Here is a 20,464-nt window from a genome sequence, read left to right on the forward strand (position 1 = left end):
TGCCTGCGCAGGCTTGGACGGGCGACAGAGGCGAAGCGTCTCGCGAGCCGCGGCCTGCAAGGCCTCGCGACCCACACAAATTGGGGGAGCGTGGGGGCTCTACTCCACCGTGGGGGCCATCTAGCCTCTTGGGTGGTGCTGCGCATGCAAGGCCTTGAGCCGCTCGCGCGCCACGTGGGTGTAAATCGTGGTGGTGGAAATATCGGCGTGGCCCAGCAGCATCTGCACCGCGCGCAGGTCGGCACCGTGGTTCAGCAAATGGGTGGCGAAGGCGTGGCGCAGGGTGTGGGGCGACAGCGGGGAATGGATGCCGGCCAGCCGCGCGTACTTCTTGACCAGCATCCAGAACATCACGCGGCTCATGCCCTTGCCGTGGCCGGTGACGAACAGGTCGTCGGTCTGCTGCCCGCCCAGGATGGCGGGCCTGGCCTCGGCCAGGTAGTTCACGATCCATTCCCGCGCCACCTGGCCGAAGGGTACCAGGCGCTCCTTGCTGCCCTTGCCCATGACGCGCAGCACACCCTCGTTGAGGCTGAGGTGAAAGGTCTTCAGGCCCACCAGCTCGCTCACACGCAGGCCGCTGGCATACAGCAGCTCCAGCATGGCGCGGTCGCGCAGCCCCAGCGGCGTGTTTTCATCCGGTGCGGCCAGCAGCGCTTCGACCTGGGCCTCGCTCAGCGTCTTGGGAACCCGCAGCGCCTGTTTGGCCGACTGCAGCTTGAGCGTCGGGTCCGCATCTATCAGGCGCTCGCGCAGCGCCCAGCGGAAGTAGCGCTTGAACACTGTAAGGCGCCGGTTGGCCGAGGTCGCCTTGGTTGCGGCATGCCGGGCCGAAAAATAGCTGTTGAGGTCGGTCTCGGCCGTGGCGTCCAGCGCGCGCGCGCCCTGCTTGGCAGCGCCCAGCCAGGTCGCAAACAGCGACAAGTCCCGGCGGTAGGCCGCCAGCGTGTTTTTGGACAATCCGTCTTCCAGCCACAGCGCGTCGATGAACGCGTCTATGCTGGACTGGCTTTGTGCTTGCATGGGCCAACCATAACAAAAAAAGCCGCTGCGCAATTCCTCGCGCGGCGGCCTGGTGCGGGGCTACACCCCAGGGGTTCAGTCAAGCTTGAGCTTGGCGGAATCCACCACTTTTTTGTAGACCTCGAACTCGGCCTTGATCTGGGCCGTGAACTGCTCGGGCGTGTTGGCGATGATCAGCGAGCCCGTGTCTTCGATGCGTTTGCGAACGGCCGGGTCTTCCAGCGACTTCTTCACGCCGGCACTGACCTTGTCGACCACTTCCTTGGGCAGCCCCTTGGGGCCCAGGATGCCGTAATAGGCCATGCGGTTCACCGGCTCCAGGCCCACTTCCTTGAAGGTCGGCACGTCCGGCAGAACGGCCAGGCGTTGCGGCGCGGCCACCACGATGGGAATCAGGCGCTTTTGCTGGATGAAAGGCAGCGCCGAAGGAATGTTGTCAAAAATCATGGGAACCTGGCCGGCCACCGTGTCGTTGAGGGCCGGGCCCGCGCCGCGGTAGGGGATGTGGGTGACAAAAGTGCCCGACATGCTTTTGAACAGCTCCATCTGCAGGTGGCCTATGCCGCCCGTACCCGAGGACGAGTAGGAATACTTGCCGGGGTTCTTCTTGAGCTCGGCCACGAACTCCTTGTAGTTGCGGGCCGGAAAGCTGGGGTGCACCGCAATGATGTTGGGCGTGGCCGCGATGTTGATGATGGGCGTGAAGTCCGTCAGCGTGTTGTACGGGATCTTGGGGTTGATGGCCGGATTGGCCGCGGTGGTGGACACCGTGGCCACGCCCAGCGTATAGCCGTCGGGAACGGAGCGGGCGATTTCCAGCGCGCCGACCACACCGCCGCCGCCAGCCTTGTTCTCGACGATGACGCTCTGGCCCAGGGCCTTGCCCAGCGGCTCGGCGATCACACGGGCGACGATGTCGGTGGTGCCGCCGGGCGCGAAAGGCACTTGCAGCTTGACCACCTTGTTGGGATACCCCTGCGCAAGTGCGGGGCCCGCGGCGGCGCCCAGCGCAAGCGCGGACAGCACGGAGTAGGCAAAGAGATAACGACGTTGCATGTTCAGGTCCTTACGGTAATAACTGCTGAAATGTTAATCGCAAGAACCATTCCCGCCAGTTGTGGATTACGCATAAGGGCAAACCCGAAGGGATTGCGGTTATTCTTGGGCCGGTGAACTACGCGCAGCTTCTTTTCCCCGACTTTTCCCTCATCGTCTGCGGCTACCTGGTGTGCCGCTACACCGCCCTCAACCGCACGGTCTGGGAGAAGGTGGAAAGCCTGGTCTATTACTTTCTGTTTCCGGTGCTGCTGTTTCACTCCATCGTGAAAAGCCCGCTGGACCTGGGCGCCGCCTCCAGCCTGATAGGCGCCGGCCTGCTGATGGGCGTGGCGGGCATTGCCATGGCCTACAGCCTGCCGCACCTGCCCTGGCTGCGCCGCCACATCGATGCGCGAGAACACGCGGCCAGCGCGCAGGTGGCCTTTCGCTTCAACTCCTTCATCGCCCTGGCGCTGGCCGACCGCCTGGCAGGCGCCCAGGGCCTGCAGTTGATCGCGGTGCTGATCGGCGTCTGCGTGCCCCTCTTCAACGTTGCCGCGGTATGGCCCATGGCAAGGCACGCGCAACGCGGCTTCATGGGCGAGCTGGTGCGCAACCCGCTGATCGTGGCAACGGCCACCGGCCTTGTTGCCAACCTGTTGGGCTTCACCATTCCCTTCTGGCTGGAACCCACCGTCAACCGCATAGGCGCCGCCTCCCTGGCCCTGGGCCTGATGTCCGCCGGCGCCGGCATGCAGTTCGCGCACCTGGCGCAATCCAGGACCTTGACGGTGGCCGTGCTGTCGATACGCCACCTGCTGCTGCCCGTCGTGGCCCTGGGCCTGGCCAAGGCCTTCAGCCTGTCGCCGGTCCAGACCACCATACTGCTGGCCTTCTCAGCACTGCCGACGGCCTCCAGCGCTTATGTGCTGGCCGCGCGCATGGGCTACAACGGAGGCTATGTGGCGGGCCTGGTGACCTTGTCGACCATGTTGGGGGTGGTGAGCTTGCCCTTTGCCTTGGCGGTGTTGCGCTAAGGTATTCGTTTCCCGCTCCCGTTTGCTTTTCTCCCTTGGGGCTGTGCCGGCCAGGCCCTGCCTGTCGCCGCTGCGCTGGGTATACTAATGTAATAATTTGTAGCTCACAGGGTCAGGCAATGACAGGGGGACCAGGGATGGGAATTCGAAGCTCAATCGCAGCCTTGATGTTCATGGCTGCAACGTGTGCGGGCGCCGCCGGCCAGAACCTGTACAAATGCGGCGCGACTTTCCAGGACAGACCCTGCGACACGGAAGTCCAGAAAAAATACTCCTCCTTGACCGGTTCCTTCAGCAAGGAACAGGTCAATGCCACTGCCGACGCGCAGTGCGCCGACAGGGGCGTGCGTGCACTGCCCTTCATCCAGGCGCGGACCCGCCAGGAAACCCTGGAAAGCCTGCACGCCGGCATTGACGCCAAACCCATCGCAAGGCTGGAAAAGATCAAGGAAAAGGATTTGGCGTCCGCGGTTTTCGCCAAAAAAGGCAGCCCCGTGGAAATCCGGGCCGCCATCGAGACGGAGTGCATGGACAACAAACAGGTCTCCACCCGGACCCGCGCCCCGTCCGCATACTCCACGTACCCCGAATACCCCATTTACCCCGAAAGCAATGCACGACTCGCCGCCGCCGAAAGGCGCGCCGAGGCAGCCGCGGCAAGAGCGGCCGCCGCAGCCGACCGCGCATCGCGCCGCTATTGAACCCGGCCTCCCCTGCCGCAGGGGAAACAACAACAACACCCAACCAACAGGAAGCCCATGAAGTCCGCCTATCTAGTTCTGGGAGTACCGGGAAATGCCAGCCGGGAAGACATCGAAGCGGCTTTTGAAAAAGCCAAGAGTTTTTACTCCCCCGCCAGGCTTGCGGAAGACCCGAAAGCCGTTGATAAATTCCTTGAGGTCAAAACCGCTCACCAGATCCTGCGTGACGAGGAGTCCCGGGCCGCGCATGATCGCAAGCTGAGCAGTGCGCAGGCAAACGCGGCACCGGCTGCGCGTGCGGCCAGAGTGCCCATCGCGAAGCCGGAGGCTTCATGGCCCGTGCGTGCCCTGCCGATCCTGCTGGCGCTGGTCCTTGTGGTGTTCGCAACGGGCTACTACATCAGCTACAAGCGGGAAGCCGCGCGAAAAGCGCAGGCCGCCCTGGAACTTCAACTGAAAGCCCAGGCGGCCGAAGAAGAAAAGAAAGAAGCGGATCGGCTGGCCGCCGAAGAAGCCAACCGGCAGCAGCTCGCCAGGCGCGCGGAGCAACAGGATCGCCAGTTCCGCCAGGAAAGCGAACGAGCGATCAACAATGCACGTTATTCGGAAGCACAACGCAGCTACCGGGAGATACAGCGGGACAGCATCGAGCAGCGGGAAGCCCAGCGCAAGGACTACGAGGCCCGAACGCGCGAGCAAAACGAGGCCAGGGCGGCGGAACAGCGCCTTGCCAGGGACAAAGCCCGTATCCGCGAACTGTGCTACCAGAACTACCGGCGCCCCGACTGTTGAGACCTTCTTGCGGAATCGAAGGTCTCAGGAAGCGTTCTTCTTCTCGATGAACTCGCCCATCCGGCTCATCAAGCGCCACCACTCCGACCCATCCTCGCGATAAACCCGTATCGCCCCCGCCCGCACCAGGATCTTGCGCAGTTCGTCCTCGTCAAACCCGCCCAGGTGCGTCTGCAATGTTTCAAAGGAGCGGTCGGTATAGCCCTTGTGGCTCAGGAAGTGGCGGGCCGTCTCCTCGGCCATGAACTCGGTCTTGTGCTGCTCGCGCGCCAGCGCCAGCTGGTGTTTGTGCAGCTGGCGGTTCAGGAAAAACGTGATGCCGCCGCCGACGACCGCGCCAAACAGCGAAGCCAGCGCACCTGAAATCGTGGGGTCCATGGGAGTGTCCTTTCATGCACGGGGCATATTACCGAATGTCTTTGCTCATTGGGCCAGGGCCCATTCAATGTGTTCCCCGACCAGCGCGCTGCAATCGGCGGCGCGCGTGCGCAGGGCCTCGCGCAGGGGCAGTCCGGCCGCCGGGTCGAGCACACGCAGCGCATTGCCCATGGCCACCGCGATGTTGCGCAGCCAGCGCTCGTGGCCTATGCGCCGTATCGGGCTGCCTTCGGTGAAACGCAAGAATGCCTCTTCACTCCAGCCGAACAGCGTCACCAGCTGCTGCCCTGTCAGGCCGCGCCGTTCGTCGAAATCGGGCAAGGCGCTGCGCTGGGCGAATTTGTTCCAGGGGCAGATCAGCTGGCAGTCGTCGCAGCCGTAGATGCGGTTGCCCATCAGCGAACGCAGCTCCAGCGGTATGGGGCCCGCGTGCTCTATGGTCAGGTAGGAAATACAACGCCTGGCGTCCAGCTTGTGCGGCGCGACGATGGCGCGCGTGGGGCAGACATCGATGCAAGCCTGGCAGCTGCCGCAATGCGGCGCCACCGGCTCGCTGGGCGGCAGCGCGATGTCCACATAGATTTCACCGAGAAAAAACATGGAGCCGGCCTCGCGGTTAAGCAGCAGCGTGTGCTTGCCGCGCCAGCCCTGGCCGCTGCGGGCCGCGAGCTCGGCCTCCATCACCGGGGCGGAATCGGTGAAGGCACGGTGGCCCAGCCGCTCCACATGCTCCGAGATGCGTTCACTGAGTTTTTGCAGGCGGCCGCGCATGATCTTGTGGTAATCACGGCCACGCGCATAGACCGACACAATGCCTTCGGCGGGTCTCTCCAGGCGGCTGAATTCCACCGCCTGCCACTCGCCGGCTCCGGTGGGCGTCGCCGCCGGCAGGTAGTTCATGCGCGCCGTGATCACGCTGACGGTGCCGGGGATCAGTTCGGCCGGCCGGGCGCGCTTGAGCCCGTGCGCGGCCATGTAATGCATGTCACCGTGAAAGCCCGCCGCCAGCCAGGCCGATAATCCGGGTTCAGCCGAGGACAGGTCGACGCCGGTTATGCCGATTTGCGAAAATCCAAGCTCGCGCGCCCAAGCCTGAATTTGAGAAACGAACTGATGACTGTTCAAAGCGTTGCTGGCGGACACCCGCCGATTGTAAAAAACATTAGCTGGCACGACGAGGAGGCCACGGCCGATTTCGCGCGGGCCCTGGCAAAGCACCCCGCCATAGGCCGCGCGCTGATCGAACTGCAGGGCGACCTGGGGGCGGGCAAGACCACCTTTGTGCGCCACCTGCTCAAGAGCCTGGGCGTGCAGGGCCGCATCAAGAGCCCCACCTATGCGGTGGTCGAGCCTTACACATTGGCCACGTCCGGACCGGATGCAGGCCAAAATGGCGGCATGAACATCTGGCATTTCGATTTCTACCGCTTCAACGACCCGCGCGAGTGGGAAGAAGCCGGCTTTCGCGACATCTTCGCGGCCACCGGCCTCAAGCTCGTCGAATGGCCCGAGAAAGCCGGCCCTCACCTGCCGCAACCCGACCTGCTGCTGCGCCTGGAGGTGATGCCGGACGACACCCGCGCCGTCACCCTGACGGCCCACACGCCCACCGGCGCGGAACTGCTCGCATGAAGCGCCCCACCCTAAGCCGCCGCGGCGCCCTGCGACTGGGCAGCGTGGTGCTGTTGCTGGGCGTGCAGCACATCGCGCGCGGCGCCACCATCGTGGCCGTGCGCGTCTGGCCGTCCAAGGACTACACGCGGCTCACCATCGAGTCGGACGGTGAAATCAAGGCCCGGCAGTTTTTTGTCGCCGAGCCGCCGCGGCTGGCCGTCGACATTGAAGGCATAGACCTGATTCCGGCGCTGCGCGAGCTGGTGGCCAAGGTCAAGTCCGACGACCCAAATATCTCCGGTATACGCGTGGGGCAAAACGCCCCCGGCGTGGTGCGGCTGGTGATAGACCTCAAGCAGCCCATACAGCCGCAGGTGTTCACCCTGCCGCCCGTGGCCGCCTACCAGTACCGGCTGGTGTTCGACCTGTATCCGACGCAGGTCGCCGACCCCCTCGAAGCCCTGATTGCCGAGAAGCTCGCAGACAGGCAAACCGGTACCGCGCCGCCACCGGCCAGCGACCCTATCGCCGACCTGATCGCGCGGCAATCGGGCAAACCGGCCGACAACAAGCCACCACCGGCCGTCATCGCGGAAAAAGACAAGGACAAAGCTCCCGGGCCTGCGCACAGCCCAGGCGGCGCCAAACCTTCGCCCGAGGCCGCCATCATCGCGAAGAACAAGACAGACCGCCTCGTCATCGTGGCGCTGGACCCTGGCCACGGCGGCGAGGACCCCGGCGCCGTCGGCCCCGGCGGCACGCGCGAGAAAGACGTGGTGCTGCAGATCGCGCACCGCCTGCGCGACCGCATCAACCAGCAGCCCAATATGCGCGCCTATCTCACGCGCGACGCCGACTTCTTTGTGCCGCTGCATGTGCGCGTGCAAAAAGCCCGGCGCGTGCAGGCCGACCTTTTCATCAGCATCCATGCCGACGCCTTTTTCACGGCCCGGCCGCAGGGCGCCAGCGTCTTTGCGCTCAGCGAAAAAGGCGCCTCCAGCAGCGCGGCGCGCTGGATCGCCGACAAGGAAAATTCAGCCGACCTGGTGGGTGGCATCAACGTCAAGGCCAAGGATGCCCAGGTGCAAAAAGCCCTGCTGGACATGAGCACCACGGCGCAGATCAATGACAGCCTCAAACTCGGCAGCGCCATGCTGGGCGAGATCGGCAACGTCGGCAAGCTGCACAAACCCAAGGTCGAACAAGCCGGCTTCGCCGTTCTGAAAGCGCCCGACATTCCCAGCGTGCTGGTGGAGACCGCCTTCATCAGCAACCCCGACGAGGAAGCCAGGCTGCGCAGCGACGACTACCAGGTCCAGCTGGCCGATGCCCTGATGCGCGGCATCACGCGCTACTTCGCGCGCAACCCGCCGCTGGCGCGCAACCGCGCCGTCTAGGCACGGCGTCGGTGCATGCCGATGCGCCAAGTGAATACAAAAGGCCGCAGCGAGCCGACAGCTCGCGGCGGCCTTCTCCTACAGCCTTGCGGCAGCGGCCCTCCTACATTGAAGCCACAGGCAAGCCGGGGCAAGTTCATGAGCTGAAGGCCCGTAGCAAGAGCCTGGAACTCCTAGCAAAGGCAAACAACATGAATACAAAACTGATGATCTCGGTCGCGGCGGCGGCACTGATAGGCCTGGGAGGCTGCAGTACCAACCCGACCAATGCACAAATCGGTACCGGCGTTGGCGCCGTGGCCGGCGGCCTGGTGGGTAATGCCGTCTTCGGCAGCACCCTGGGCACCGTGGGCGGCGCAGCCGCAGGCGCGCTGATCGGTAACGAGGTCGGCAAGAAGCGCTGACCCCACGCTCCGCCTGGATAAAGCGCCTGGTTTAAGCCCCAGGCGTGGTCATACCGGGTAGATCAGCGAGTTGAGGATCATCTCGCTGTCGTACACACAAAGACGGCTCCTGAATTTCAGCGAGCCGTCTTTTTGCGTGAGCTCGTCGATATAGCGGCCCACGTTGTAGACCTCGCTCACGCTGCCCGGTTTGGTGCGGAACACCGCATAGTTGGCCTCGGCCCGGATGGCATCGCCCTCCTGCGAGAGGATGCGCGCCGGGCTCACGACGTGGCGCATGTAATAGGGCCCGTGGTAAATCGTCTGCGTGACGCCGTACACCCGGTCCTTCATCATGCCGCGGCTTTCCAGCGCCATCAGCGCCAGCGGCAGGCCGCGGTCGAAGTTCTCGCGAGCCTGCACCTTGTAGCGGCCGTCTTCCGTGAAAAATTCCGGCCATTCCTCAAAGCGCTTTTCATCGAGCGCCGCCGCGTAGTCCGCGTTGAGCCGGTCCACCTGCATCTGCAGCAGCAGGTGCTGCATTTGTTCGATCGCCGTCATAGTTCCATGACCTTCTTCCAGTAGGCATACATGCTGCGGATCAGGGTTTCGGTGACCATGTGCTCGGTCATCTCGGTGCCTGTGCCGCCCAGCTCGCACAGCGTGGCGCCCTCGCCGGCCTGGGTAAAGCCGGCCTGGCTGAACTCGATCACCTCGCCGTCGTCGGCGCTGACAAAACCCGCGGGGCCGAACAGGTTGGCCTGGCGCAGGCGGCGCTGCGTCATCTCGGGCGCATCGTCGGCAAAGCCGAAATGCGTCCAGATGAAATCGAATTCGCCCTGGCCGCGCGGCACGATGTGGCGGGTGCTCAGCGAATTGACCTGCTGCTGGATGATCAGGCTGGGAAACAGCGTGAGCATGGTGACGGTGGGCATGATGTCGCTGCCGGGGTTCGAAGGATCAGGCACCTTCCACCAGGGCTCTGTCACCACGTCCAGCAGGCGGTCGTCGTGCAATGCCATGTTCGCCTTGAAGGAGGTCACGCCCTCGGTCACAGCCGCGTTCTGCCCGCCTTCGTTGCGGCGCGAAATCATCACCGCGTGACGGCCCTGGGCGTCCATCACCATGCGGCTTTTCTGGTCGGCGCGCCACAGGCCGAAGGTCACGAACCAGGTGTGCAGCAGGCCGGGATGGTAAGGGTCCTTGATGTTCTCCATCATCAGCTTCCAGTTGCCCGGAATGCGCTGGCGGTTGTAGCCCAGCAGGGTCAGCTTGCGCGCGCCCTCGGGGCCTTTGAAGATGCGGTCCAGCCAGGGCATGATCTGCGGGCCCAGGTAGTCTTCGAGCGGCTCGGCGTCCTCGCTGAAGGTGGCGAACACCAGGCCGTGCAGCAAGGCCACGCGCAGTTTGGTCAGCCCGTGGTCTTTCAGGTCGAAGCTTTCGGGCATGCCGCCATTGACGCAGTCGCCCTCTTTCACGCCATCCTTGAAAGGCAGGCCCGCGAGGTCGCCGTTGAGCTTGTAGGTCCACTGGTGGTAGGGGCAGACAAAGCTGCGCGCATTGCCCTGGGTGTTCTGGCAAAAGCGCACGCCGCGGTGGGCGCAGCGGTTTTCCACCACGCGTATGCCGTGGTCGGTGGCGCGGTCCTTGGGCGCGATGCGGTCGCGCACCATCAGCACCTGGCGCTCGCCCACGTGGCTTAGCCTGTAGTCGCCGACGTTGGGAATCTCGGCCTCAAGCCCCACGTAGCACCAGTGCGCGCCGTAAAAAACCTTCTCCAGCTCGCGCTGGTAAAGCTGGGCGTCGGTGTAGGCCCAGAACGGGACACGGCTGGAGCCCGGCTGGGTCCATCGGGAGAGCTCAGTGGCGGAAAGGGGCGGCGCGTTCATGGGGTCCTCGCACGGGAAATAAGGCGGCTGGATAAATAATACGCTTACTTATTAAGCATCATTCCCCGAGGTTTACCCGCACCCTGCCCCCGGCCCTGGTCAGGATGAGGTGGCGGCCGACGCGGCCTTGCGCCTGGCTTTCCAGGCGCCAAAAATAACGATCAGGCCGGGCACCAGGATCAAGGCCCAGATGATCTTGTCGAGGTGGGTCTTCACAAAGGGAATGTTGCCGAAAAAGTAGCCCACCGTGACGATGCCGCCCACCCACAGGGCGCCGCCCACGAGGTTGAACAGCGTGAATTTGCTGCGCGTCATCTCCGATACCCCGGCCACAAAGGGCGCGAAGGTGCGCAGGAAAGGCATGAAACGCGCGGCGATGATAGTGATGCCGCCATAGCGCTCATAAAACGCATGGGCCTGGTCAAACGCCTTTTTATTGAACCAGCGCGAGTTTTCCCACTGGAAGACCTTGGGCCCCAGGAAACGCCCTATGGAATAGTTGCACTGGTCGCCCAGCACGGCCGCCACGAACAGCAGGCCCACCGCAAGCGGAAAGCTCATCAGGCCCACACCGCACATCGCGCCCACCACAAAGAGCAGCGAATCGCCCGGCAGGAAAGGCATGACGACCACACCGGTTTCCACAAAAATAATGATGAACAACAGGGCGTAAACCCAGGCACCGTAGCTGGTGACGAAGGCCTCCAGGTGCTTGTCGACGTGGAGAATGAAATCGAGGAGAAAGGCGGCTAGTTCCATGCCCCCGATTCTGACAGGTGCGCCGGCCCGGCTTTGGTGGCTCAGCGTCCGCCGGTTCGCGTCATCACATGCACCAGGCCTTTGCCGGGCGCGTAGATATAGCCGTAACTCAGGCCGCCACTGGTTTTCCAGCCGTACTGCAGCGCGCCAGGCACGCCCTCATAGGTGCAGGAGAGTTTTTCAATTTCGAGGGTCGTGGTTTCCTGCCGCGGGCCGCGCGGCGAAAAATAAGTGGTGCTGTAACGCCGCACCTGCCCTTGCGACCAGGCGCCCACGGGAAACTTGCCTTCGTTGCTGGCGTTGCCGAAACGCTGGTCGTAGACCCGGCCTATCGCCGTGCGGTCCGGCGTCAGGGCAAAGCGCTCATGGGCGCGCGGCACCTTGCGCTCGTAGACCTCCTGGCCTTCCCAGGATATAGGCCCCTTGAGCGCCGCCTCGCCTTTTCCCAGGGAACCATCCGGCAACTCGTCGACAAAGGGATAGACCCGGTCGACAGGTCCGAACACCAGCTCACGCGACTCGGTCATGGGATTGCCGGTGAGCAATTCCACCGGCACAAAACGCTCCTTGACACTTTCATCATGCACGCACACAGGGGCGCTCGTGACTTGCGCCATGGTGGCTGGGCCCGCCAGCAGCAGGGTTGCGAAGGCCGCGAAACTGGGGATCTTGAAGGGCATGGTTTTTGGGTAGGGAGAAAAAACAGAATATTACAAGCCGCGCGGCCCGCAGGGCTTGCGTCCGGCTTCCGGCTGAAAAATGGGTGACACCCTAAAATCGCCTGCATGAGCCTTGCCACCACCCGCCGCCCCATTCGCGAACTGCCCGATGAACTGATCAGCCAGATTGCCGCCGGCGAAGTCGTGGAGCGGCCGGCCTCGGTGGTGCGGGAACTGGTGGACAACGCGCTGGACGCGGGCGCCACCCAGGTCACGGTGCGCTTGCTGGCCGGCGGCGTACGGCTGATCCTGGTCGAGGACGACGGCTTGGGCATTCCGCGTGAGGAGCTGCCGGTGGCCCTGAGGCGCCACGCGACCAGCAAGATCGCCTCGCTGCAGGACCTCGAAGCCGTGGGCACCATGGGCTTTCGCGGCGAGGCGCTGGCCGCCATCAATTCCATCGCCGACATGAGCTTGCTGTCCCGGACCGCCGACAGCGAGCACGCTTGGCAGCTGGACGGCCGCACCGGTGAACTCAAGCCCGCCGCGCGCAGCCGCGGCACCAGCGTGGAAGTGCGCGAGCTGTTTTACGCCACGCCGGCGCGCCGCAAATTCCTCAAGACCGATGCCACCGAACTGGCCCATTGCATAGAGGCCGTGCGCCGCCACGCGCTGGTGCGGCCCGACGTCGGCTTTGCCATCTGGCACGAAGGCAAGCTGGTCGAGCAATGGCGTGCCGCCAGCGGCGACAAGGCCCACGAGCAGCGCCTGGCCGATGTGCTGGGTACCGAGTTCGTCGAGCAGTCGGTCGCCGTCAATTACGAAAGTTCGGCCCTGCGCCATGACGGCCGGCCCGCCGTGCGTGTCTGGGGCGTGGCCGGTATTCCCGATGCCGCCCGCTCGCGCGCCGACCAGCAGTTCGCCTATGTCAACGGCCGCTATGTGCGCGACAAGGTGCTGACCCATGCGGCGCGCAGCGCCTATGAGGATGTGCTGCACGGCCACCGCCAGCCGGTCTATGCGCTGTATGTCGAGATCGACCCCAGCCGCGTGGACGTGAACGTGCACCCGACCAAGATAGAGGTGCGCTTTCGCGACAGCCGCGAGGTGCACCAGGCGGTGCGCCATGCGACCGAAAACGCGCTGGCGATTCCGCGCTCCTCCGCCACCGCCGATGCGGCCCTCGCCACAGTCGCGGCGGTGCCCGCGGATGTTTCCGCAGGGCAGCAGGCGTTTTCACGCCAGGGATGGGCGCAACCCGCCATGAATTTCGCCGGCAACGGCGGCAGCCGGGTTTCCGATTTTGAGGCCATGTGGCCGGTGCAGGCGCAGCCCGGTGAAGGCCGCGTGGAAGCAGGCGACGGTTTTGCGCCTGCATCTTCGTATGCCCCGGCGCCCACCCCCATCAACGGCGCGGCAAACCCCGCCGATGCCACCCCTCTGCCCCCCGGCGACTGGCCGCTGGGCCGCGCGATTGCCCAGCTGCAGGGTATTTACGTGCTGGCCGAAAACACCCAGGGCCTGGTCATCGTGGACATGCATGCGGCCCACGAGCGCATTGTTTACGAGCGCCTGAAAATCCAGATGGACGGCGGCGAAGGCGCAAGCCTGGCCAGCCAGCCACTGCTGATCCCCGCCACCTTTGCCGCCAGCCCGCAGGAAGTCGCCACGGCAGAGGCCTGCGCCCAGACCCTGGCAACGCTGGGCCTGGAGATCACGCCTTTTTCGCCCAAGACCCTGGCGGTGCGCGCCGTGCCCACCAGTCTGGCGCAGGGTGACGCGGTGGAGCTGGCGCGCAGCGTATTGGCCGAGCTGGCGCAGCATGAGGCCAGCACCGTGATCCAGCGCGCGCAGAACGAGTTGCTGTCGACCATGGCCTGCCACGGCGCGGTGCGCGCCAACCGCAAGCTCACGCTGGACGAGATGAACGCCCTGCTACGCCAGATGGAAGCCACCGAGCGCTCCGACCAGTGCAACCACGGCCGACCGACCTGGCGCCAGGTCAGCATCAGGGAACTGGACGCATTGTTCATGCGCGGACGCTGACGTAACGTCGCGCGCGAGCGTGAGGATTGCACACCGGAAGCTGTTACATGTAGGGGAAATACCAGCTAGCAGAACTTTTCGGGCAGGATGCAATCACTCATGACCATGAAACGCTGGCACCTTTTCGCAAGCTTCGGCACGGCGCTGGCCCTGCTGGCCGGCTGCGCAACCCTCGACGAAAAGCAGCGCGCCTGGATCTTCCAGCCCAGCGACCGCACCTGGAGCGGCGGCGCCGCCGCGGCGGTGGGCATGGACGACGTCTGGATTGACTACACCGCCGCCGGCGACCATCCCGTCCGCCTGCACGGCCTCTGGCTGGACAGCGACAGGCCCGAGGCCGCAAATACCGCGAAGACGCCGGTGCTCCTCTACCTGCACGGCGCGCGCTACAACGTCACCGGCTCCGCGCCACGCATGCGCCGCATGCAGGAGCTCGGTTTTTCGGTGCTGGCCATCGACTACCGCGGTTTCGGCAAAAGCACACAGGAGCTGCCCTCCGAAAAGTCCGCCTACGAAGACGCCCGCGCCGCCTGGGACTGGCTGGCGAAAAAATACCCGGACCGGCCGCGTTACATCTTTGGTCACTCGCTGGGCGGGCCCATCGCCATCAACCTGGCGACCGAGGTCAGCGACGAGCGCGGCACCATCGTCGAGAGCACCTTCACCTCGATTGCCGACGTGGTGAGCAGTTCCCAGTGGGGCTGGATGCCGGTGTCGCTGCTGATCACCCAGCGCTTTGAGGCCGTGCGCAAGGTGGACAAGATAGGCTCGCCGCTGCTGGTGGTGCACGGCGGCGAAGACCGGCTGATACTGCCCGACCTGGGGCGCAAGCTCTATGACGCGGCCGTGCAACCCAAGCAGTTCCTGCTGGTGCCGGGCGGTTCGCACCACAACACCAACCTGGTCGGGCTGCCGCAGTACCGGGAAGCGCTGACGCAGCTTTTTGACCTGAAATAAGGTCACGAAAAAGGTGGCCTGCGACATGCGGCGCGCGCCGCCTCGCCGAAAATTCAGCAATACCGTTTCAATTCAGGCAACAATTTTTCACAAATAGGTATTTTTACTTACTTAAAACATGTAGCCGGATGTAACATCCCTTCTCGAATAACACCTAGAAATCGAGAGGGATCCATGAGCCAAGTCTTGCCACTCCGCAGGCCATCTGCTTTCACCTTGCTGGCTCTTGCACTGCCGCTATTGGCATCGGCACCTCTGCACGCCCAGACAGCCGCAACCGCGGCAGTGCCGGCACTCGCGAAATTTAATGGGGCTGACACGGCCTGGATGCTGATCTCGACCGTGCTCGTGCTGCTGATGACCATTCCCGGCATCATGCTGTTCTACAGCGGCATGATGCGGGCCAAAAACGCCCTGTCCATCGTGGCGCATACCTTTGCGGCAACAACGGTCGTCACGCTGGTATGGGCAGGCATTGCCTACTCACTCGCATTCACGCCCGGCAATCCCTGGATCGGGGACATGAGCCGCGCGCTCAGCGACGGACTGCTGGGTGCCAAAGTCGGTGCGCACGTGTCGGCGCCCACCGTACCGGAATCGGCTTTTTTCATGTTCCAGCTGGCATTCGCCATCATCACCTTCGCGCTGATCATCGGGGCTACCGTCGAGCGCATGCGCCTGAGCGCCACCATTTTCTTCGCGGCTTTCTGGACCATACTGGTCTACGCTCCCGTGGCGCACTGGATCTGGCAGCCCACCGGCTGGCTCGCCAGCCTGGGCCATATGGATTTTGCGGGCGGCACTGTGGTGCACATCGCCGCGGGAGCCAGTGGCCTGGTGGCGGCCAAGGTGGTGGGGCCGCGCAAAGGCTTCGGTACCGAGCCCATGGTGCCGCACAACCTGCTGGTGACGATCATCGGCGCGGGACTGTTGTGGGCCGGTTGGTTTGGCTTCAATGCAGGCTCGGCCTTTGAGGCCAGCTCACGCGCCGTGGGCGCCCTGCTGGCCACCCAGGTGGCGGCTTGCGTCGGCGCGTTCATGTGGGGTATCTGCGAATATCTGCAACGCGGCAAATTCAGCGTGCTGGGCATGGCAACGGGCGCCATTGCCGGCTTGGTCGCCATCACGCCGGCCTCCGGCTTTGTCGGCGTCCTCGGCGCAACGGCGCTGGGCGCGGCGGCGGGTGTCGGCTGTTTCCTCGCGGTGACCCGTTTCAAGCGCTCGACAGGAATCGACGACTCACTCGATGTGTTTGCGCTGCATGGCGTGGGCGGTTTCATAGGCACCGTCCTGACTCCGGTCTTTGCGCTCAAGGAAATTGCGCCGGTCACCGCGACCGTGCTGACCAACCTCATGGGAGCCTGCGCTGTTGCGGCCTACGCGGGCATCATGACCTGGCTGATCTTGCTGGTGGTCAAACCCCTGGCAGGCCTTCGCGTGACCGCGGAAGAGGAACAACTGGGGCTTGACCTTGCACAGCATGGCGAAATGATTTCAGGCGCCTGAGCGCCTGGCGATCAACACGTACACCATGCAGCTAACCATGAATCCGCCCGATTCCGACCTCATGACCTACGCGGTGCGCATGGTCATTCCCATGAAGCGGGAATTCGGGCGCTCACTGAACGTCCACCAATTCCTGCACGACCTGCCCTACGCCACGGAAGTTATTCAGGAGGCGCTGAAAAGCAAGGACGAGCGCCTGCGCGGCTATGCCGCTTATGCGCAGACCAAAATTTTCGGCCCTCGCAGCAGCGAACCTTTGCCGCCAACCGCTTCCGCCGGGGCTGAAACCTTGCCGGCCGCGCCGGTCGCATCCGCGGCAACTGAAACGGAAATCAGCGAAGACCTCCGGGCCAAGGCCATCGCCCGCTACAAGTCGGGCCTGCGCTGAAACCCGGCGGCGGCTGAGCCGCCACGCGAGCGTTTGTCTGATACGCTCAGTTGATGGATGTTTCCGTTTCGAAGACCGTGGCGCCCGCCATGCCGGCCGGCATGGTTGTATTGATCCTGTCGATGCTGCTGGGCATACAGCCTGTCACCACCGACCTCTATCTGCCGGCCCTGCCCGCGCTCACCGAAGGCTTCGGCGCGCCCATGTCGCAGGCCCAGCTCACGCTGAGCGCACTGCTGCTGGCCTTCGGCTCCTCGCAACTGATCTGGGGGCCGCTGTCCGACCGCTTCGGCCGCAGGCCCATCCTGCTGTGGGGCCTGTCGGCCTACACCCTGGCCTCGGTCGGCAGCATCTTCGCGCCTTCGATGCTGTTGCTCATCGTCTGGCGCATCGTCCAGGGCGCGGCGATGGGCGCGGCGGTGATGTGCGCGCGCGCCATCGTGCGCGACCTGTACCAGCCGCTCGAAGGCGCGCGCGTCATGTCCAAGGGCCTGAGCGGCCTGGGCGTGCTGGCCTGCCTCAGCGCGCCGCTGGGCGGCCTGCTGTCCGAGCTTTATGGCTGGCGCATCGCGCTGGCGGCGCTGGCCGTGTTCGGTGCGGCCACGCTGGCCCTGGTCGGCCTGCGGTTTGAGGAATCGCTGGCGCAGAAAAACCCGCGGGCCCTGCGCCCCGGCACGCTGCTGCGCACCTGGCTCACCATCCTGCGCCATCCCACCTTCCTGGCTTTTTCGGCCCTCACGGCGGCTTCGTACGGCGGGCTGTTCACCTTTCTGGCGACGTCCTCCTTCGTCTTCATTCAGGTGCTGGGCCTGAGCAAGACTGGCTACGGCCTGGTGATGTTCTCCATGTGTTTTTGCTATCTTGCCGGCACCTTCATCTGCCGGCGCCTGCTGCCGCGCTTCGGCGTGCGCCGCTCCGTCGCGATTGCCGCCTGCCTGAGCTTGACGGGCGGCACCACCATGGGCGTGCTGGCCTGGGCCGGCGTGCAAAACGTCTGGGCCATCATGCTGCCCTACTACCTCTTCATGCTGGGCCACGGCGTGCACCAGCCCTGCGGCCAGAGCGGCGCGGTCGGCCCCTTCCCGCAGGCGGCCGGCGCGGCTTCGGCACTCAACGGCTTTTTGATGATGCTGGTGGCCTTCGGCATGGGCGGCTGGCTGGGCACCCACATGGACGGTACCGTGCGGCCCTTGACGCATGGCGTCTGGTTCTGGAGCGTCTTGATCGCCACGACGGCCTGGACGGTGGTACGCAAATACGGCGAGCCGGCGCATGAGGCCGCCGCGAGAAGCCCGTGAGCCTTCCCTGCATCTGCATTGCCGGCCCCACCGCGTCGGGCAAGACGGCCGCCGCGATGGCGATCGCGCAGCGCCATGAGGCCGAGATCGTCAGCGTCGACTCAGCCCTGGTCTACCGCGGCATGGACATAGGCACGGCCAAACCCACGCCCGATGAACTCGCGGCCGTACCGCACCACCTGATCAATATTCGCGACCCGCTACAGGCCTACAGCGCCGCCGAGTTCGTGGCCGACGCCGGCCGCCTGGTCACGGACATCCGGGCGCGCGGCAAGCTGCCGCTGCTGGTGGGCGGCACCATGCTGTATTTCAAGGCCTTGTTCGACGGGCTGGACGACATGCCCAAGGCCGATGCCGCCGTGCGCGCCGCGCTGGCCGATGAAGCCGCCGCGCGGGGCTGGCCCGCGCTGCATGCCGAGCTTGCGCGCGTGGACCCGGCCACGGCCGGACGGCTGGCGCCCAACGATTCGCAACGCATCTCGCGCGCGCTGGAAGTGTTCCGCGTCTCGGGCCGGCCGCTGTCTTTTTTCCATGCGCAAGGCGCGGCCCGAAAATCCGCCGCCGGCGCCGGGGCAGCCGAAGCCTTCACCCTGATCTCGCTGGAACCGCAAGACCGCGTCTGGCTACACGAGCGCATCGCCCAGCGCTTTGACGCCATGCTGACGGCCGGTTTCATCGATGAAGTCAAAACCCTGCGCGCGCGCGGCGACCTCAACCGCGACCTGCCGTCCATGCGCTGCGTCGGCTACCGCCAGGCCTGGGAAGCGCTGGACGGCGACTACCCGATGGCGGAACTGCGCGACCGGGGTGTTTTCGCCACACGCCAGCTGGCCAAGCGCCAGATCACCTGGCTGCGCTCCATGCCGCGGCGCCAGGTGGTGGCCTGCGATGGCGGGCAGCCCGTGGCGCAGGTGCTGCAAGCCATCGCGCAAAGCCTGGATACGGCCGCCACGCGCCCGGCTTGATCGCCGCATCCATAGCTGTAAGAATGGGGCGCGCCTGGCCCCCGGGGGTAACAAGCGCACCCGTCTCGCCTGCCTGAAGTGTCACAACAACAAGGAGAGCGCATCATGGAGCTGTCACCCTTTGCCAACGCCCTGCAAGCCAGCCTGGGCGCGCACATTCCCCAAATCCTGGGCGCCGTCGCCGTGCTGGCGCTGGGCTGGCTGCTGGCCGTGGCCGCGCGCGCGGCCGTGCGGCGACTGCTGAGGCTGCTCAAGGTCAACGTCCGCATCGAGGAAAGCTCGGGCGTGCAGATGGATGCCGAATCGCCGGTCGCGGCGGGCGTGTTCTGGCTGGTGCTGCTGGCCACCTTGATCGCGGTCCTCAATGTGCTGGACCTGTCGCTGCTGACCAACCCCTTCGCCAGCATGATGAGCGACATCGTCGGCTACCTGCCCAAGCTGCTCGCCGGCGTGGTGCTGTCGCTGCTGGCCTGGCTGCTGGCCACCGTGCTGCGCGCGCTGGCCACCCGCGCGCTGACGCTGACCACGCTGGACGAAAAGCTCTCCAGCGAAGCCGGCATGGCCCCCATGAGCCACAACGTCGGCAACGTGCTGTTCTGGCTGGTCATCCTGATGCTGCTGCCGGCCATCCTCAAGGCCTTCGAGCTCAATGCCCTGCTGGAGCCCGTGACCCTGATGCTCAACCAGGTGCTCGGCATGGTGCCCAGCGCCTTCGCGGCCCTGCTGATCGCGGGGGTCGGCTATGTGGTGGGCCGGGTGCTGAGCGGCCTGGTCAGCAACCTGCTGGCCGCCGCCGGCGCCGATCGCATCAACCAGCATATAGGCCTGGACGGCTCCATACGCCTGTCGGCGCTGGCCGGCACGCTGGTCTTCATCTTCGTCTTCGTGCCCTCGCTGATCGCGGCGCTGGACGCGCTCAGGATAGAAGCCATTTCGCGGCCGGCCTCGCAAATGCTCAGCCTGATGTTCGCGGCCGTGCCGCGCATCGTGGCCGCCTCGGTGATTTTGCTGCTGACCTGGTATGTGGCGCGTTTTGCCTCGCGCCTGCTCGCCAGCCTGATGGAAAGCGCCGGCGCCGACAACCTGCCGCAAAAAATGGGCGTGCAACGCCTGCTGTCGGGCGCCGCCCGGCCCTCGCGCCTGGCCTCCACCCTGCTGATGTTTTTTGCCATGCTGTTTGCCGCCACGGAGGCGGCCGGCCAGCTCGGCTTTGAGCAGGTGGGCGTCATGGTGGCCTCCTTCATCCGTTTCGGCGCCGACATCCTGCTGGGCGGCGCCATCCTGGCTGTGGGCTTCTGGATTTCCAACCTCGCCTTCGACGCCATCCAGAAGGCCAGCGGCAAACACACGGCCGGGCTGGCCGGCGTGGCGCGCGTGGCCATCCTGGGGCTGGTGATTGCCATGGGCCTGCGCGCCATGGGCATCGCCAACGAAATCGTGCACCTGGCCTTCGGCCTCACGCTGGGCTCGGTGGCCGTCGCCGTGGCGCTGTCCTTCGGGCTGGGCGGGCGCGAAGCCGCCGGCAAGCTGATGGAGCGGTGGCTCGAACGCTGGAGGGACTAGCCCCCACGCTCCCCCACTGCGTGTGGGTCGCTGCCCCCCGGGGGGGCCGCTGCGCCTGCGGCCCGGCAAAG

21 protein-coding genes are annotated in these 20,464 nt (G+C 65.1%); 13 read left to right on the top strand and 8 right to left on the bottom strand.

All coding sequences use genetic code 11. The features are described 5' to 3' along the window. Window positions 1–120: 120 nt before the first annotated feature. Both xerD and PMI15_RS15625 read right to left on the bottom strand, forming a co-directional pair. A complete protein-coding gene (gene xerD / locus PMI15_RS15620) occupies window positions 121–1,023 on the bottom strand; it encodes a site-specific tyrosine recombinase XerD (protein ID WP_007870957.1) in 903 nt (300 codons plus the stop codon). A gap of 75 nt (window positions 1,024–1,098) precedes the next feature. Further along, window positions 1,099–2,079, bottom strand: coding sequence for a tripartite tricarboxylate transporter substrate binding protein BugE (locus tag PMI15_RS15625; RefSeq protein WP_007870959.1), 981 nt, complete (start codon window positions 2,077–2,079; stop codon window positions 1,099–1,101). A 113-nt stretch (window positions 2,080–2,192) separates the two neighbouring features. On the opposite strand from PMI15_RS15625, the gene PMI15_RS15630 reads away from it, so the two are divergent. The 3 genes from PMI15_RS15630 to PMI15_RS15640 all read left to right on the top strand — a co-directional run bounded on the left by PMI15_RS15630 (window position 2,193) and on the right by PMI15_RS15640 (window position 4,591). Further along, window positions 2,193–3,098 carry an AEC family transporter gene (locus PMI15_RS15630; protein ID WP_036839350.1) on the top strand — a complete coding sequence of 302 codons (906 nt, stop codon included), beginning with the start codon at window positions 2,193–2,195 and terminating at the stop codon, window positions 3,096–3,098. A gap of 173 nt (window positions 3,099–3,271) precedes the next feature. After that, a complete protein-coding gene (locus tag PMI15_RS15635; RefSeq protein WP_007870964.1) occupies window positions 3,272–3,799 on the top strand; it encodes a hypothetical protein in 528 nt (175 codons plus the stop codon). 57 nt (window positions 3,800–3,856) lie between these two features. Then, entirely contained in the window at window positions 3,857–4,591 is a 735-nt protein-coding gene (locus tag PMI15_RS15640) for a J domain-containing protein (protein WP_007870967.1), read from the top strand. Between the two features lie 24 nt (window positions 4,592–4,615). Here the strand turns inward: PMI15_RS15640 and PMI15_RS15645 are convergent, their stop codons facing one another. Next, window positions 4,616–4,969 (bottom strand): hypothetical protein, encoded by a 354-nt coding sequence (locus PMI15_RS15645; protein WP_007870969.1) that lies wholly within the window; start codon window positions 4,967–4,969, stop codon window positions 4,616–4,618. 45 nt (window positions 4,970–5,014) lie between these two features. Further along, on the bottom strand, window positions 5,015–6,067 hold the full coding sequence (queG, locus tag PMI15_RS15650) for a tRNA epoxyqueuosine(34) reductase QueG (protein WP_081499624.1): 1,053 nt from the start codon (window positions 6,065–6,067) through the stop codon (window positions 5,015–5,017). 15 nt (window positions 6,068–6,082) lie between these two features. Here queG and tsaE point away from each other — a divergent pair, with 15 nt between their 5' ends. The 3 genes from tsaE to PMI15_RS15665 all read left to right on the top strand — a co-directional run bounded on the left by tsaE (window position 6,083) and on the right by PMI15_RS15665 (window position 8,384). Continuing rightward, a complete protein-coding gene (tsaE, locus tag PMI15_RS15655; protein WP_007870972.1) occupies window positions 6,083–6,601 on the top strand; it encodes a tRNA (adenosine(37)-N6)-threonylcarbamoyltransferase complex ATPase subunit type 1 TsaE in 519 nt (172 codons plus the stop codon). Next, the gene (locus PMI15_RS15660; RefSeq protein WP_007870974.1) at window positions 6,598–7,980 is read left to right on the top strand and encodes an N-acetylmuramoyl-L-alanine amidase; all 1,383 of its coding nucleotides are present in this window, start codon (window positions 6,598–6,600) and stop codon (window positions 7,978–7,980) included. Before tsaE ends, PMI15_RS15660 begins: the two co-directional genes overlap by 4 nt. Before the next feature lie 191 nt (window positions 7,981–8,171). Further along, a complete protein-coding gene (locus PMI15_RS15665) occupies window positions 8,172–8,384 on the top strand; it encodes a glycine zipper 2TM domain-containing protein (RefSeq protein WP_007870976.1) in 213 nt (70 codons plus the stop codon). A 48-nt stretch (window positions 8,385–8,432) separates the two neighbouring features. Here PMI15_RS15665 and PMI15_RS15670 read toward each other — a convergent pair whose 3' ends face one another. From PMI15_RS15670 to PMI15_RS15685, 4 genes are all read right to left on the bottom strand, one after another. Continuing rightward, window positions 8,433–8,924, bottom strand: a complete 492-nt coding sequence (locus PMI15_RS15670; protein WP_007870979.1) for an aromatic-ring-hydroxylating dioxygenase subunit beta — start codon at window positions 8,922–8,924, stop codon at window positions 8,433–8,435. Next, window positions 8,921–10,252, bottom strand: coding sequence for an aromatic ring-hydroxylating dioxygenase subunit alpha (locus PMI15_RS15675; RefSeq protein WP_007870982.1), 1,332 nt, complete (start codon window positions 10,250–10,252; stop codon window positions 8,921–8,923). The genes PMI15_RS15670 and PMI15_RS15675 overlap by 4 nt, the downstream gene beginning before the upstream one ends. A 99-nt stretch (window positions 10,253–10,351) precedes the next feature. After that, window positions 10,352–11,011 carry a VTT domain-containing protein gene (locus PMI15_RS15680; protein WP_007870985.1) on the bottom strand — a complete coding sequence of 220 codons (660 nt, stop codon included), beginning with the start codon at window positions 11,009–11,011 and terminating at the stop codon, window positions 10,352–10,354. 41 nt (window positions 11,012–11,052) lie between these two features. Continuing rightward, the gene (locus PMI15_RS15685) at window positions 11,053–11,691 is read right to left on the bottom strand and encodes a hypothetical protein (RefSeq protein ID WP_007870988.1); all 639 of its coding nucleotides are present in this window, start codon (window positions 11,689–11,691) and stop codon (window positions 11,053–11,055) included. 105 nt (window positions 11,692–11,796) lie between these two features. On the opposite strand from PMI15_RS15685, the gene mutL reads away from it, so the two are divergent. From mutL to PMI15_RS15720, 7 genes are all read left to right on the top strand, one after another. Beyond that, entirely contained in the window at window positions 11,797–13,716 is a 1,920-nt protein-coding gene (mutL, locus tag PMI15_RS15690; protein ID WP_007870990.1) for a DNA mismatch repair endonuclease MutL, read from the top strand. 105 nt (window positions 13,717–13,821) lie between these two features. After that, window positions 13,822–14,673: an alpha/beta hydrolase gene (locus PMI15_RS15695; protein WP_036839369.1), complete on the top strand. Its 852-nt coding sequence runs from the start codon at window positions 13,822–13,824 to the stop codon at window positions 14,671–14,673. 327 nt (window positions 14,674–15,000) lie between these two features. Further along, the gene (locus PMI15_RS15700) at window positions 15,001–16,179 is read left to right on the top strand and encodes an ammonium transporter (RefSeq protein WP_238541135.1); all 1,179 of its coding nucleotides are present in this window, start codon (window positions 15,001–15,003) and stop codon (window positions 16,177–16,179) included. A 37-nt stretch (window positions 16,180–16,216) separates the two neighbouring features. Continuing rightward, window positions 16,217–16,567: a hypothetical protein gene (locus PMI15_RS15705; RefSeq protein WP_007870999.1), complete on the top strand. Its 351-nt coding sequence runs from the start codon at window positions 16,217–16,219 to the stop codon at window positions 16,565–16,567. Between the two features lie 53 nt (window positions 16,568–16,620). Beyond that, window positions 16,621–17,865 (top strand): multidrug effflux MFS transporter, encoded by a 1,245-nt coding sequence (locus PMI15_RS15710; RefSeq protein ID WP_007871002.1) that lies wholly within the window; start codon window positions 16,621–16,623, stop codon window positions 17,863–17,865. Next, window positions 17,862–18,830, top strand: coding sequence for a tRNA (adenosine(37)-N6)-dimethylallyltransferase MiaA (gene miaA / locus PMI15_RS15715; RefSeq protein ID WP_007871005.1), 969 nt, complete (start codon window positions 17,862–17,864; stop codon window positions 18,828–18,830). The genes PMI15_RS15710 and miaA overlap by 4 nt, the downstream gene beginning before the upstream one ends. Before the next feature lie 105 nt (window positions 18,831–18,935). Beyond that, a complete protein-coding gene (locus PMI15_RS15720; protein WP_007871008.1) occupies window positions 18,936–20,393 on the top strand; it encodes a mechanosensitive ion channel in 1,458 nt (485 codons plus the stop codon). Window positions 20,394–20,464 lie beyond the last annotated feature (71 nt).

The sequence above is a fragment of the Polaromonas sp. CF318 genome (assembly GCF_000282655.1).
GTDB lineage: Bacteria > Pseudomonadota > Gammaproteobacteria > Burkholderiales > Burkholderiaceae_C > Polaromonas.